The following is a 13724-nucleotide window of genomic DNA, read 5'->3' as shown; positions in this document are numbered from 1 at the left end:
CCGACGTCTGGCAGGCAACGGCGAGCCCGACGCCTGCCAGTAGCGACGCCGCAGCTGTCCAGTGCCTCGAGCCGGACGCCCCGATCGGGACCTGGCTGCGTCCGGTGGCGCTCACTCGGTGCTCCGGTGGCCGGGGACATCGACGAGGAAGTGTTTCCCGCAGGTCGCACAGCACCAGTCCGCGAGCCGGTTGCCAGGCCCGGCGCGAAACGCCGCCCAGCTCGGTGACACCGCCACGTCGTGCGGGTGTCGGCACCGGGGCGGCGGGTCCGGCGGAGGGGCGACCCAGTAGACCTGCGACCCGTCCGGCCGGACCTCCAAGTTCTGCGCAGCGCCCTCCAGGAACCGGCCGGGTGCTGGCCGGGCCGGGAGCGGGGGAAACGCCGGCACGGACGCGCGCCCTACCGCGCGGGTCATCGCAGACTCCACAGCACCACCGCCAGCACCAGGGCGTTGTCCCGGCGCCGCAGACTCTCGGAGTCCAGGCCGGTGTTGTGCAGCATCTCCGCCAGCCGTCGCCGCGTCACCACGGACTCCCAGCCCTCGGGCAACATGGTCCCGGGGACGATGTTCAGCTTCCCGCAGGTGCACAGGGCGACCTGCGCCTCGGCCATGGGCTGGTACCCGGTGGCGAAGATCCACAGCAGGTCGGCGAGCTGGTCGGTCGGGCGGCCCCGGCGCAGCTGGGTCAGTTCCTCGCGCACAGCGACCACCCCCAGATCCCGTCCGAGGCGATCACGTAGACGAGGGCCGGGTGCAGCCGCATCAGACCTTCCGACGTCGGCACGCTGAGCGCCGGTTCGCCGCCGTGGGTGACCAGGCGGGGCGCAGGCTTGTCGATGACCGTCCAGCGGTCCGCCGAGCCGCCAGCCGCGCACCACCCGCGTCCGTTCACCCACATAAGCGGCGTGGGCTCGGCCTCCGGGTCCAGCCAGCCGGTCAGCGGGCCCGTGACCCCGGGCGGCTCCAGGTGGATCCCGAGGATCCGGTGCAGACCGTCGAAGCCCTCCATGGTGCAGATCGCTCCCAGGTACCGGGAGGTCAGCACGAGCGCGGTGTCGGTGATCATCGGTCGGCCTCCAGGAAGTGGCTCGGAACTGGCCCTGCATCACGCACCGCGGGTAAGGGAAGGTCACGGACGGCGTTGACCGCGTGGATCAGGGCCTCGCTCAACGCGAAGGCGTTGGGCCGGGCCTTGGCCAGCCAGGTGTGGGTGGGGCTGGCGTCCAGGTCGGCGGCGATCCGGCGGCACAGCTCCCCTCCGTGGTCGGCGGTGTCCATCAGCGCCGCAAGCAACACGGTGACAAGCCGGGCCGAGCAGGTCGGCTCCGGCCAGCTGCCCGCGTCGACGTCCAGCGCCCGGACCTTGCCGAGGAAGTCGCGCGAGGTGGTGTAGCGGATCCTGTTAGCCCGCCACCAGGCCCACACCCGGGCGGCCGGGTGCGCGACGGCCCCGACCGCCAACAGCATCGGGACCAGACCGACGGCCGGCGCACCGCCCACGCCTAGCAGCTGGGCCGCCAGCAAAAGCGCGACCAGCGCTGCGGCGGCGTACCCGGCGGCGGCGATGGGGCGCCGCTGGGCGCGGCCGACATGCCTGACCTGGCGGGACAGGCCCTCGACCAGGCGCTCGGCGCTGTCGATGTGCTCCAACGCCCGGCGGCCGTCCGGCGTTGGCTCCGCCAGGGGGGCCAGGTAGTGATATACCCAGGCCAAGGTCTCCGCGCTGCGGTCGAACTCGATCAGCAGCTCATCGGGCCTACCGAGCGCGCCGTAGCGGTGGCGGTAGAGGGCGAAGTCCTGGCGCAGTGGGATCACCACGCCTCCAACGGGTAGGTGGCCGGCCGGCCGGGGAAACTGCCTTGGGGAGGACTGAATCCCGACCGGCCGGAACTGATGGGCCGGGTGGCCGCCGCGCCCCTCAACGCGGGCGGCCACCCAGACAGGTGCAGGCCATCCAGCTCGGCACCGGGGACCTGCCGATAGCGGCTCCTCGGCTCCGTCCAGGCGGTGCGACGGCTGCGCGTCGCCTCCTCGTCACCGACAGGGGGAAGCGCTTCCCAGTACTGGAGGGACCGGCCTTCGCCGGGTAGGACTCGCTGGTAGACCACCGCGCACACCTCCCCGAATAGAGATCGACTGAGCTATTTGGACCGCTGTGGCCCAACTCTCACCTTCCCGGTACGGTGAGTGTTGGGGAAGGTGCGCAGTGTCCATGTCGCGTCCATGGACACATGGACACCGGGATGCTGCGGAGGATCACGATGAGTGGCAGTACCTTCGGGGAAGAGCTGAAACGACTTCGCGTCAAGCAAGACCTATCGCTGCGCCTTGTCGGGGAGAAGGTGCACTCGGGCAAGTCCCACATCTGGAATCTTGAAAACGGGAAAGCCACTCCGGATCTGAGGACGGCCACACTCCTGGACGACCTGCTGAAGGCGGACGGGGCACTGGTGCGGCTGGCTAAGGCAGACCCGAAATTTCAGCGACTCCGGGTCGCTCAGTCGGTGCCGTTCAATGTGCACAGCTTTACCGGCCTGGCAGCCCAACTGCTAGCCGAGGGAGGAGAGGACATGCATCGTCGCGGCTTCGTCGCGGGCGCGACTGGCGTCGCCGGTCTTGGCGTCCTGGCTCCCTCGCTCGCCCTGGAATCCGCCCGGCACGGTCTCATGGCCTCGATGATCGAAGACCGCTCGCAGGCTGGCGTCGACGAGTGGAATCAGATCATCGAGGACACCGGAGCCGACTACCTGAGCACCTCACCGCATGACCTGCTAGACCCGCTAATGGTCGACGTCGTCGGTAGCCAGAACGCGATCAAGGCCACCAGCAACCCGACCGAGAAGGGGGAGTTGCGCCGCGTTGGCGCGATCCTGTCGGTGTACGCCGCCAAGACGTTCTCGAATCTGGGGTTGACCCGCGAGTCACGCCGTTGGTGGCGTACCGCTCAGCAGATCGCATGGGGCGCTGACAACGGCACGGTGTTGTGGGTCCGCGGGCACGAGATAGTCCGTTCGCTGTACGAACAGCACTCCATCGACTCCATCCTTCGCCTCGTCGAGGAGGCGGATCCGTACCTGACGAACGCCACCGCCGAGGAGTTGCCCGAATTCATGGGCGGCAAAGCTCAGGCCCTCGCGGTGGCAGGCAGGGACGGCGAGGCGGTCGCAACACTCCACCAGGCCGAAGAGGTTTACAACCAGCTCCCGCTATCACTAACTCGCGTCCAAGGCCGCGAGAGCGATCGTTTGTGGCCGGAGAACCGAATCGCGTTCACCCAGAGCTTCGTGTACTCCTACCTCGGTCACCTCAAGGAAGCCGACGCCGCCCAGACTAGGGCGCTCGAGTTGTACGCGCCCGACTTCCGGCGCGGACCGGCCCAGATCAAGCTCCAGCGCGCGCTCTGCATGGTCAAGGCGGGCGACGCAAACGGCGGCACCGCCTACGCCCAGCAAGTGATGCAGGCGCTGCCCACCGGGGACCACGTGCGGACCATCATCGACCTCGCCCATACCGTCTACCGAGCAGTCCCCGAAGAGGGTCGCGGCCTGGTGGCCGTAGCCGACTTCCGCGAATACCTCGCCACTCCCACGAAGCCTGAGCTGGTGTAGTTCAACCCGACCTGAAGGATTCAGCTTGTCCACCCCCGGTCTCCTCCTCGAGCACCACGACGCCGCGAATGCCCCCAAGATGCTGGACCTGATGGTGCCGGTCTACGCCGCCTCCCACGCCGACATCATCGCGGCCGACCCGTTTTTTCACCCAGACAAGTTCCGGGAGCGGTTCGACAGCCACATACAGGGCGCCGGGTTCGAACTCGTAACCGGCACGCTCGACGGGCAGCTCATCGGGTACGCCTACGGCTGCCGACGTGTCGCGGACCGGGCCAGCGCAATCTGGGACAAAATCCGAGCGAACCTTCCCGGATTCCCGACCCCCGCAGAGCCGGAGCCGATCTTCATCTTCATGGAGTTCGCCGTCGACCCAGGCATGCAGGGCCAGGGACACGGCCACGCCATCCACAACGCGCTCCTCGCCGGCCGGCGCGAACCGATCGCCAACTTGTTCGTACGGCCGGAGAACCCGGCTCGGAACAAGTACATGCGCTGGGGCTGGCAGCAGTTAGCCCGGGAGAAAGGGCCGTTCGACGACGCTCCGATCTTCGACTCCCTGATCAAATCCCTAAGTTAGCTCCGTCCACCCAGAGGAGACCCTCCGGCTGCTCGCCGGATGCAACGAAGACGGCGACGACACGACGCTCTGCGTCGGGCGTAACCCGAGCCGCCCAAGCTGGGCACCGACGACACCGGGCCAACGCCGACGGCCCACTCACCTCGACTCCGCGAGCCAGGCGGGCTTGTCGAGTTCGCGCCCGGCGCTGCCGCCCTGGTGCCAGGCCGTGTAGATGAGCACGCCGACGCCACCGCCCGACCTGGGAGCCTGGCGGGACGACCTCGACCCCGAGACGCAGGACCGGTTGATCGCTCACCGCGACCGACCTCTGCCGCCCGATCTGATCGACGCACTCCACAACGCGGGTCTCCTCGATGCCGGCGCCCGCATGGCCCCGGGCGGCGAGCTGCGCGCCAGCATAGAGCTGGTCAACGTACTCGACGACGCCCATGCCGCCATCGAACACGGACGGGCGGATGAGAACTAGGGAGCGTTCAGCAGGTCAGGCGCGCGGTGGTGCTTGGCTAGCGAAAGTCGCGTGAGCGGGCGCTGCTGGGTATCGGCAGGGCTGCGACCTTTTCCGCGATGAGGTTGATCGCGCCGGTGGCCGATTGCAGCTGGCCCCGGATGAGCAGCCCTGCGGCCGTGCGGAGGAGTTTCTTGCGGTGGGGTGGGCGGTGCATGATCCGGCTGGTCAGGTGCTGGAGCCGGTTAAGGCGTTCCTCCGCGATTTCGACGGAATTCCAACAGCACTTCCAGCTCCGCAAAGTCGAACTGGACTGCCGTCGGTCGGCGGTTTCCCAGACTGGCCGCGTTCCGACGTGACCACCCCGAACTCGGCACCCCCGAGCTTCGTTGATCAGGCCGTCACGGATGAGATGATCACGGCATGGACGCAAGGCCGCTGACGCAGCGAGAACGCGCCGTGCTTGAGGCGCTACTGGCCATCGATCTCCCTCGCGCTGAAACGTTGCGGCTCCAGGCGGCGGACGTGATCGTGGTCGACCGGTGCGGGTGCGGGTGCCCCTCCATCGACTTCGAGCATGGCTGCGGGCTCGGCATGACGATCCGAGCCAATGCGGCCGTTCGAGGCTCCTGCAACGGTCTGCTTCTCTATACGATCGAGGATCCGCAGCGCGGTGAGGTTCTCGGCGGCATCGAATGGGTCGGCGTCGACGAGACGGATCCAGACGAGCTGCCATTGCCCGACCTGCTCGAAATCACGGCAGCCTGATTCGCCGGAGAAGCCGCCAGGCCGGCTGGGGATCTATTCATCGCCGCGCAGCCAGTCCATGAGAGCGACGTACCAGGCGGCCGACGGCTTTTCCCGGGCGTGTCGGACTAGGCGGCGTCCAGAGTCAGGAACTCCCGATCCTCCATGTCTCCTCGACACGCTTGAGGAATGCCTCGCCGGTCAGGTTAGTCGCCGCGCGGACCGAGTATGCAACGAGCAGCGCCGCGCGTGCGTTGCGCTTACCCAAGAGGCCCAGCCTGTCGAGGACCTCGTAGAACGGCATCGGCAAGGTGAGATCCTGAGCGCTGATCTCCTGTGCACAGATATGCTCGACGGCCGCGCGTACGTCGTCTCCCGGGGCCAGGCGCTGTCGGCGGGCATTGACGTTGCGTAGCATCCTTTGGCGGTTGCCGTAGCTGAAGCTGGCGTTTAGGTCCCAGCGTACCGTTTCGAAAATAGTATCTGGCTCTACGGAGGCGTTGTCCCTCCAGGACTTCGTCAGCTTCGCATCGCGCCGGATCAGCAGACTGACATGTTCTAGGTCGGAAAGCGCCTTCGCCCAGGCGCCCAAAAATGCCTCTGCCGCTGCTTCCCAGGGCCGATCACGGGTCCACATGGCATAAAAGTTCTTCGCGGTGGAGTTGTCGTCGTGTTGCTTCGCTGTCCTTAAGTTGTAGACGGCCTTGTCGAAGTCTGCGATGCACTGTGAATCCTTGACTGAACGGAGAAAGTTCACATCGGCGCGGATGCTCTCGCGAAAGAGCTTGTAGTACTGCGTGACAAGCGCATCGAAGGCGGCTTCGGTGCCAGGTCGGGGATTCGGATCGCTCGGTGTTTCGTAGTTCAATTCCACACCTGTGCAGATCAGCTTGTTGCGGGCGAGCGCGGCTAGGGTATCGGTCATCGCGGGCGCGTCTCACGGTACAAGGTACGAGCCTCGGCGACGGGTCCGCGCGTGAGCTTGAAGCCGATCATGAATGCGGGCAGTGGCTGGTTCCTGGCGAGCTGTTGAGAGGCCGAGAAGAAGCGCGGCTCGAAGTAGACTTTTGTGCTCAGTTCGTCGACCCAGACCTCGCCACCCCGATCGTCTGCCCACTCAACCCTGCCGGTGAAGATTCGAGGAGCGCCCGACTCGTCGCCAAGCAGAAGCTGGGTGTGGATGCGCCGCGGGAGATGTCTGGTCATCTGCTCGACTTCTCGGAACACGAGCTTGGCCTCGGCGTACTTGCCTGAGCCGAAGAGTGCCAGCGCCTCGACGAAGGTGACCTTGTAACGATCGGGAAGCTCAGTGTCTCTGAAGTCGGCAGCGAGCCCGAGCAAGGTGTCAAGGTCTGCCTGGGAGAAGTGAACCGGTGTCCGGCCATCGTGCAGCAGCCGTTGTCCGGTGATCTTCTTCCAGGTCAGCTCTAGGAGTAGTTGGGCGCAACGCCAGTCTCTGCGGGTCTCCGGTGGCGCTTGTTGCAGACGGGCGAGCGCGTGGGCCTCACCCGCCGGTCCGTCGCCGGCTCTAAACTTGGCCAGGAGGTAGATCGCGGCTGGATCGGCGTTCCGTTCCAGACTGCGCATATTCGCCCATAGCGCGGCATCGTCGGCTAGGAGCCTATTGAGTTCGACGCCGCGCCCGTCGAGTTTCGCCCGCTGAGCCTCGCTCAGCGGCATCCGATCGACCGAGTCCAGCATGGCGACGGCATTGGTGAGGTGGTCGAGCCGCTCGTGAGGCGAGAGGGCGTTGGTTTTGATCGCGTCCCGGGTCGACCACGCCAACACATCGATCGGATATAGGTTCCCCGGATCGATAGCGCGTGCCTGGAGCACCGCCTTGAGGATGTCGTCGAGCCGGCCTCCGACTCCGGCAGCGGCAAACTGCGGGGAAGCGGAAATCTCATAAGTGATCGCGCCCAGGGTCGAGGCCAGTTCGACCATCAGCAACAGGCGCATCATCCCTTTGACGCTATTGTCAGAAAGCTTCTCCTCGAGCAGGTCGCGGTTGTACTCAAGATCGGCGATCCGCTCCTCCAGGGTTCCGTCGCCCCGCCCCTGGCGCCAGTGGGCAAAACCGCGTACAAAGATCGACTCCTGCAGCACCAAGCGGGAGTGAAGGCGCCCGGTCTCCGCTCGCCGGTCGGCGAACGCCTTGGAGATCTCGCCGTAGTGCGGCTTGTACCTGGAGTCCTGCGTCTTCGGGCTGATCCGTTCGAGGAGCGATACGACGAACGATGCCTCGTCCGTCACGCCGGCGTAGCTCTCGCTCACCCGGATGTTCCTGATCACCTCAGTGATGACCTCGATCTCCACTTCGAGAGAGATCTCGTGTCGAGCCAGGAGTTCCGCCTCAAGATGTGAGCGGATGGTCAGAAAGTACTCGCCGTTGTCATCCTCGATGTCGCGGATGATGTCGAACGAGTTCAGTACGTCCAAGATGTTCTGTGAACCCTCACGACCCAGGATGCGCAGCGCCAGGTCGATCGGAACAGGTACGCCGTGTCGAGTGGCCACGAGCACCAGAGCTGTCACCTTCTGGATCGGGCTGCGCTCGCCGAAGGTCTGTTCGATGAGCGGCTTCTCGCCCGCAGTCGGGCGGGGCAGCATATCGGCGAGGTCGATCCCGGCCGCCTGCAGTGCCGCCGCCATTGCTGTGAGGCGCTCGCCCTGGCTGGCTTCCCTGCCCCGCTCCCGGACGAGCTTCTCCATTCCCTTCTCGGCGGCCCGCATCTCGTGTGCGAGGCCGCGGGTGAGGTTGAAATGCGAATCCGGCAGGGTGCGGTAGAGGAACGCGAGGAAGCTGCTGTCCAGGGCTGCCTTGGGCGCACTGACCTCGATGCCAAAGGACTTCAGCTGACCAAGTAGCTGCGTCAACTCGTTCTCGGTCAATTCCGCCGGGGCGTCGACGGACAGGAAGTTGCGGTGTTGTGTGGCGTACCCCGAGCCGATGATGAGTACCTTGCGGCCCCGGCTGCGCAGCTGGCGCAGGAGCGCCGCGTACTCGTCCGGGTCGACCATCCCGTCCCAGACCAGGACGGTGCCCTTTGCACCGCGCCCCTCCGCCCAGGTCGCATACATGTCAATGTCGTCGAGCGACGGTCGCACGGTGCGCCGAGACTGGTGCAGCACCGCCCACTCGCCACCGCGAGCCAGCTCCATGGCGAGTGCAGCCAGCGCGACACTCTTTCCGGTAGTCGACTGTCCCACCAGCACGAGCGGCGTGAGAAGGTCCGGTTCCCTGAGTGCCTCCACTACCCTCTCTGCGAGGTCCTCCTCGAAATCGCGGCGGATGTTCATGCCGGCGGCGATACCGCGCCACCGCGGCGAACCCTCGGTGGCACCAGCGAAACTACGGAACTCCTGGTACCGTGCCGCCTCTGAGCTAAAGACGGGTGGCGTCAGCAAATCTAGGTCGACTGGCCGTGCTGAGCGTCGGATCTGGTTCCACGTATGGATGTCGATTTCGACGAAACCGTCGCCGATCGCGATGACGTGCTGGGAACCACGACCCGGCCCAGCCGGGCTGCCGATGGTGAGCGAGCCCGCTTCGGCGAGCCGGCTGACTGCGTCGTCCAGCGACTCGGAGTGCAGGACGAGCTGGCCGGTGCTGACTAAGCTTGAGACGAAGGGGTCCGCGGCCCAGGCTTGTCCTGAGAAGAGGTGTACCTGGCCGGGACCGAGAGAACGCAGAGCAGGCACCAGGTCGGTGACCGCGAGGTCGTCGCCTGGGGCCCAGCCCTCGATCACGATGACGCCTCGCGGTGTGACGGTCTCCGTTACCAGGCGAACGAGCTCTTGGACGCAAAGCATCCGGGAGTCCGCCATCTGCAGCGGGTTAGTGGGAGGCCGCTCTGACTCGGGCAGGTCCTGCCCGCCGAGGAGATAGCGGACCTCGAGTGCGGTCTGGCTGCGCGAGGGCGTCGACGACATCGCGCCAACAGGCATGACCGTGCGCCAGTTGGTCCTGAACTGACCTGCCACAGCAGCATCGGTTCGCGTCGTGTAGATCCCGCCCCAGCGGTATTCTGCGGCGGGGCTCTCACCGCGATTCGCCGATTGGCCGATTATGAGAAATGCCGGCCCATTGGCAAGTCTAGCAGCAAAACCCTGCAAATCGGGCACTGGCTCCGGCATCGGTCTCCTCGACACTCATCAGTGGCAAGCATTGTCACTGTAGCCCGGATCATTCTCGGAGAAATAGTCTATGTGAGCGCGCACGTGGCACCAGTTGTCAACACGAAGAGTGTTCGCGGTTCGCGGCCTCCTCTCGCAAACGCAGCGTGTTGAGCTCAGACGTGGTCGACGACCCGCCGGCACCCACTCGGCATGTACCTGATCAAGTTTGACGCCGAGACAACCGTCGTGCTCAGCCGCGGATTGACCGACCGATCGAAGCACGGATATCGGGCATGCCGAGGTGAACAGCACTGTCGCGTGCGGCGAGCTGACGCATGGACTCCAGCTTCCGCACTGCGGAGGCAAGAGTGGTCTCGATCGCGGCGACCTCGCCGAGCCAGCCCTGATCCCTGGCCTCTTGGAGGCGGTCTGTGAGGTTGGTGCGGATCCCCCGAAGGCGTGGCATCTGGGCAGGGTTGACTCGAAGGAGTGGGCATCTGACACACGCGTTTTCGTGCACGCAGGGGGTTCCGTGGTCGCGTCCGCAGGTCCCGAAAGCCACTTTTCTGAGCTCGAAGTGGGCGAGGAATGCGTCCCATTCGGCGTCGGTTCGGTCTCCTGCTGCCTCCTCGGTATAGCACCCGATGGCCTCGGACGATGAGGAGTTCGACGGCTGGTTCAGCGAACTGCCCGCCCGGGACCAGGACACATTCCTCACCTACCGCGACTCCCCGATACCGGAGAAGGTCATGCTCAACCTGGCGGTGGCCGGGCATCTCCTAGGCCCCGTTGAGCTCACCGATCTGGACGCTCGAACTTACTGGTGCCGCGAACGCTCCGCCGGCACCTACGCCGCGCGGCGGGCGACGTGGCCGAGTAGCAGCCCTCCGCTGGCGGTTCGTGATGTTCTAGGCTCGGCTGCGGACATGTTGCCACAACCTCATGGCCCCTTCGCCCCGCTCCCACAAGCGGGGCGTCGCCGTTTCACGGCCCGTCCGGAACCTCGAACACCATCGCCTCGGTTTCGTTCGTTGAGACGGTGACGAAGCGGCCCGTGCGAGCCGACCGACGGCGTCGTTGCGGGCGGATCAGCCGCAGGTCCTCACGGCGAAGCCCTAGGTAGTCGAGCTCGGCGTCTGAGACCTTGTTCTGCCGGCGGTTGTTGCAGTCCAGACAGGCGAGGCGAACGTTAGTTCGCGTATGGCTCCAGCCACGATAAGACTGGGGCAGGATGTGATCGATGGTCGCGCACGCAGGATCCGGGTGCCGCACGGCCGGGTCAACGGGATGGTTGCCAATCTGGCAGATCCACCCGTCGCGCTCGTAGATTTCAAGATCGGCGAACAGTTCCCGGGGCGCGGCACGTCGATCAGCTCGTCGGCGGCGGCCACGTTCGCGTCGGTGGACACGCAGGAGTTCGGGTCGCTCCACCCACCACTGATGGGACTGCGCGTATTGGCGCTTCTTGGCGCACGGCTTACATCTACGCAGCGAGTAGCCCTTGCGTTTCAGCGGAACGATCACATCGCAGTCCGCGCAGCGGACGGCCTCACGAACCGGTGCGATCTTGTCCGCCTTGTAGTCGTTGAGATGCCGCGGCTTGCACGTCGGGCACCACCGTGGAATCGGCCCCCTTGCGGCGCAACGGAACCGGGCCCCGCACCCATCCTCCTGGCAGATGGACCAGCGACCTTCCACTTGGCGGCGCGCGGCGGCGTCTCGCCGGCGAACCGTCGCCTTGTCGTTCACATGCTTGCGCGTGCAATCGGGACAACGCTTTGGCACGGGTCCGTCCTCAGCGGGCGTGATCATCGCCGGGCAATACCTGCACTGGACCGCCGGCCGGGCCACCTTGCGCGAGGCCCTCCACCTGCGGGCCTTAGCGGCGCGGGAGGCACGGTCACGCTGTGCGACGCACGCCTCGCAGAATCTGGGCCTGCGCCCTCTGGGTGACCGTCGAACGACAAGGGTCGAGCAGTCCTCGCAGATCGTCGTCTCCACCAGCGCCGCATTCAGGTCGGCCACAAGCCCATCCACCTCAGTCAGCCGCTCAACACGGATGCGACGCACTCTAGGTGATCGGTACGACACTTTCCGCCGTCAAGATCGTCAACTAGGGCTAGGGATGCCTCCTCTCGCCTCGTCGGCCAGAGGTGACCTACATCGGGTGATGGCGTACTCCTTGCTACAGGACGCCCTTCAGACCCAGGATCGGATCTGGATCGTGACGGTGGCCCCGCAGCAACCGCGAACGCGTGCAATTGCAGGTGTGGAGACGGTCACGGTCCTGGATCGGCTCCTTTGAGCCGACACGGTCCGCGACCTCCCGACAAACCCAAGGCCCTAACCCGGTGCCGACGACGAGCCTCGGGCGCGGGACCTGACGATGGCCGACTCAGTTCATCGCATCCAAAACCCAGGTTTCCGAACCCGACGAACCTAGGTTCCACGACGACCACCGAGGAGCGGTGAAGAAGGTCATCGACGCCAAGATCGCGGGCCGCGACGACCTCGCGGCCGGAACTGTCAAACCAACGGCTCTGTCGCGAATTCGGTGGCGGAGGAGGTGAAATCCAGCCCGGCCGTGCATCTGGCGCATGATCCGTTTCGTCTTGGTGTTCACGCCTTCGGTGCCGCCGTTGTGGTAAGACAAGGTGACGGCTGCCTGGACGGCCTGGTAGTCGAAGTCGATACCGCGGGTGAAGGCGTGCAGGTGGGGCAGGTCGGCGGCCCGGGCGTCGGCGATCCAGGTGTCCAGAAGCCTTACGTTTTCGGCTGCCGGAGTGAGTAGGGCTGCGAAGGAGCCCACCAGTCCGACCAGGGCGTTCATCTCCGGGCAGGTGGTGGTGAGCTCGTTCAGGAGGTGCCGCTGGTCGCCGCTGAGGGCCGCGGGCCGGGTGAGGATCATGCTGGTCAGCCGGCGGGGTGAGACGGCGAGGCGGTCTGCTTCGACGCGGCCCTGGGTGATGTAGCGGTAGAGCAGGTTCTGGCTTCCGGTGTAGCCCAGCGACCGGATCTCGGTCAGCAGTTCCAGGACGGGGGCGGCCGGGTCGGCTTCCCGGCGTCGGCGCAGGTGGTCGCGGTACGGGTCGACGAGTGTTGGCCGGTAGGCGGGCACTCGGACAAGTCGTTCGGGCTGGGACACGCGTGCGTAGAAGACGCCGCGAAGAAGGCCCCCTGCGAAGCGGCCACGCAAGAGCGCCTGAGCCGCTGCGACCCTGGAGCACTACAGCGCTGCGACGGGGCTGGCGACCACCGCAGGAAGCACGATGCGTGGGAGAACGTTCGGCCCGAGCATCTGCTCGAGCCTCCCGTCGTTGCTCGGTTTCAACGAACTAGTAGTTCAGCGGGCGACGTTCAGTTGGGCCGCGAGCACCTCCGTCCGCTCCGCGTACCTCATCGGCAGCGACGTCCCGTGGGTCGGCCACCAGCCGCTTAACGAGAACTCCGCACCGGCCACACTCGCCGGCCGGGTGGCCTCACGACCGTCGAGGACTTCTGGCGTTTCTTCGGCCTCTTGCTGCCCGGGACGATGGTTCCGCCAGCTCGGAGCACTCGGCATACGTCCGTGGGGTTCGTGGGTGGTGGCGGTCAGGCTAGTCGCGTCAGGGCTCGGCTCGTGCCCCTTGAGAGTCGGCTGTTCCATGGCGGCGATGAACGCCACGTCCACGACGCTGAGGCTGGTCGTCTCACCCATGACTGCTGCTAGCGCAGCGGCAGTGTCAAGGTGTTGGGCCACATCGGCATTGAAGTTCTCGTTGGCGGAGTGCATCTCCAGGTCAGGCGTCATCTCGAGGTCGGCGAGGTCGATGGTTTCCGGCTCAGCCCGCCTGCGTTCGGCCTCGGCGAGCTGCCTGAGGTGTCTGTCGGGATCCAGCGAATCCTCGAAGTGGCGGATCGGACTATCGTTCATGTTCCCTCCCTTCACAGGGCTTCGACCGTCCGGTGAGGCCGAGCGTGTTCACCGGTTCGTGCGGGAGGCAACCCGGAGCCCTTGACCTCTGGGCACGGCTCGCCGGACATCTCCGCGATGAGCCGCTCGATGTTGAGATTCGACATGTCCATGCGCCAGTGCTTGTTCAGTTTCTGGAGCTCCTTCAGTTTCATCTCCAGCTGCGGGGACTGGTCCTGGCGCGCCTTGTCCCCGTCCTCGCGGTCGTACAGCTGGGCCTGGATCCGGTCCTCCCGGTCCTCCTTCTCGCGCCGCCGCTGGTCCGCG

Annotated in this window: 12 protein-coding genes and 1 pseudogene; 4 read left to right on the top strand and 9 right to left on the bottom strand. The window is 66.0% G+C overall.

Going from position 1 to position 13724, the window contains the following annotated elements:
- Window positions 1–413: 413 nt before the first annotated feature.
- From AB0M43_RS38650 to AB0M43_RS38640, 3 genes are read right to left on the bottom strand one after another with little or no spacing between them, the layout of a single operon-like run.
- Complete coding sequence (locus AB0M43_RS38650; protein WP_363732674.1) at window positions 414–704, bottom strand: hypothetical protein; 291 nt, start codon at window positions 702–704, stop codon at window positions 414–416.
- Complete coding sequence (locus AB0M43_RS38645) at window positions 689–1069, bottom strand: hypothetical protein (RefSeq protein WP_363732672.1); 381 nt, start codon at window positions 1067–1069, stop codon at window positions 689–691. The genes AB0M43_RS38650 and AB0M43_RS38645 overlap by 16 nt, the downstream gene beginning before the upstream one ends.
- The gene (locus tag AB0M43_RS38640) at window positions 1066–1818 is read right to left on the bottom strand and encodes a hypothetical protein (RefSeq protein ID WP_363732670.1); all 753 of its coding nucleotides are present in this window, start codon (window positions 1816–1818) and stop codon (window positions 1066–1068) included. Before AB0M43_RS38640 ends, AB0M43_RS38645 begins: the two co-directional genes overlap by 4 nt.
- A 416-nt stretch (window positions 1819–2234) precedes the next feature.
- Between AB0M43_RS38640 and AB0M43_RS38635 the strand changes: the two genes are divergently transcribed.
- The 4 genes from AB0M43_RS38635 (at window position 2235) to AB0M43_RS38620 (ending at window position 5407) form a co-directional block, all read left to right on the top strand.
- Window positions 2235–3611 (top strand): helix-turn-helix transcriptional regulator, encoded by a 1377-nt coding sequence (locus AB0M43_RS38635; RefSeq protein WP_363732667.1) that lies wholly within the window; start codon window positions 2235–2237, stop codon window positions 3609–3611.
- Window positions 3612–3636: 25 nt separating this feature from the next.
- Window positions 3637–4191 carry a hypothetical protein gene (locus AB0M43_RS38630; RefSeq protein ID WP_363732665.1) on the top strand — a complete coding sequence of 185 codons (555 nt, stop codon included), beginning with the start codon at window positions 3637–3639 and terminating at the stop codon, window positions 4189–4191.
- A 214-nt stretch (window positions 4192–4405) separates the two neighbouring features.
- The gene (locus tag AB0M43_RS38625; RefSeq protein WP_363732663.1) at window positions 4406–4660 is read left to right on the top strand and encodes a hypothetical protein; all 255 of its coding nucleotides are present in this window, start codon (window positions 4406–4408) and stop codon (window positions 4658–4660) included.
- Window positions 4661–5062: 402 nt separating this feature from the next.
- Window positions 5063–5407: a hypothetical protein gene (locus tag AB0M43_RS38620; protein WP_363732661.1), complete on the top strand. Its 345-nt coding sequence runs from the start codon at window positions 5063–5065 to the stop codon at window positions 5405–5407.
- A gap of 124 nt (window positions 5408–5531) precedes the next feature.
- Here the strand turns inward: AB0M43_RS38620 and AB0M43_RS38615 are convergent, their stop codons facing one another.
- The 6 genes and pseudogenes from AB0M43_RS38615 to AB0M43_RS38590 form a co-directional block, all read right to left on the bottom strand.
- The gene (locus tag AB0M43_RS38615) at window positions 5532–6311 is read right to left on the bottom strand and encodes a hypothetical protein (protein WP_363732659.1); all 780 of its coding nucleotides are present in this window, start codon (window positions 6309–6311) and stop codon (window positions 5532–5534) included.
- Window positions 6308–9523 (bottom strand): hypothetical protein, encoded by a 3216-nt coding sequence (locus AB0M43_RS38610; RefSeq protein WP_363732657.1) that lies wholly within the window; start codon window positions 9521–9523, stop codon window positions 6308–6310. The genes AB0M43_RS38615 and AB0M43_RS38610 overlap by 4 nt, the downstream gene beginning before the upstream one ends.
- 966 nt (window positions 9524–10489) lie before the next feature.
- Complete coding sequence (locus AB0M43_RS38605) at window positions 10490–11317, bottom strand: HNH endonuclease (RefSeq protein WP_363732655.1); 828 nt, start codon at window positions 11315–11317, stop codon at window positions 10490–10492.
- A 736-nt stretch (window positions 11318–12053) separates the two neighbouring features.
- Window positions 12054–12659: pseudogene (locus tag AB0M43_RS38600) on the bottom strand (transposase); the annotation flags it as partial.
- Window positions 12660–12848: 189 nt separating this feature from the next.
- Window positions 12849–13418: a hypothetical protein gene (locus AB0M43_RS38595; RefSeq protein WP_363732652.1), complete on the bottom strand. Its 570-nt coding sequence runs from the start codon at window positions 13416–13418 to the stop codon at window positions 12849–12851.
- 11 nt (window positions 13419–13429) lie between these two features.
- On the bottom strand, window positions 13430–13724 hold a 295-nt coding region (locus AB0M43_RS38590), incomplete at its 5' end, for a hypothetical protein (RefSeq protein ID WP_363732649.1).

The sequence above is a fragment of the Longispora sp. NPDC051575 genome, assembly GCF_040681875.1.
In the GTDB taxonomy this organism is placed as follows: Bacteria; Actinomycetota; Actinomycetes; order Mycobacteriales; family Micromonosporaceae; genus Longispora.
Note: the sequence above shows the minus strand (reverse complement) of the source record. Positions and strands in the feature narration are given on the sequence as shown.

Bases quoted from the DNA above. Each gene is read 5' to 3' on its own strand.
- AB0M43_RS38645 (WP_363732672.1), bottom strand. From the start codon at position 1,069: ATGATCACCGACACCGCGCTCGTGCTGACCTCCCGGTACCTGGGAGCG.
- AB0M43_RS38635 (WP_363732667.1), top strand. From the start codon at position 2,235: ATGGACACCGGGATGCTGCGGAGGATCACGATGAGTGGCAGTACCTTC.
- AB0M43_RS38625 (WP_363732663.1), top strand. From the start codon at position 4,406: ATGAGCACGCCGACGCCACCGCCCGACCTGGGAGCCTGGCGGGACGAC.
- AB0M43_RS38620 (WP_363732661.1), top strand. From the start codon at position 5,063: ATGGACGCAAGGCCGCTGACGCAGCGAGAACGCGCCGTGCTTGAGGCG.
- AB0M43_RS38615 (WP_363732659.1), bottom strand. From the start codon at position 6,311: ATGACCGATACCCTAGCCGCGCTCGCCCGCAACAAGCTGATCTGCACA.
- AB0M43_RS38610 (WP_363732657.1), bottom strand. From the start codon at position 9,523: ATGCCGGAGCCAGTGCCCGATTTGCAGGGTTTTGCTGCTAGACTTGCC.
- AB0M43_RS38605 (WP_363732655.1), bottom strand. From the start codon at position 11,317: ATGATCACGCCCGCTGAGGACGGACCCGTGCCAAAGCGTTGTCCCGAT.
- AB0M43_RS38595 (WP_363732652.1), bottom strand. From the start codon at position 13,418: ATGAACGATAGTCCGATCCGCCACTTCGAGGATTCGCTGGATCCCGAC.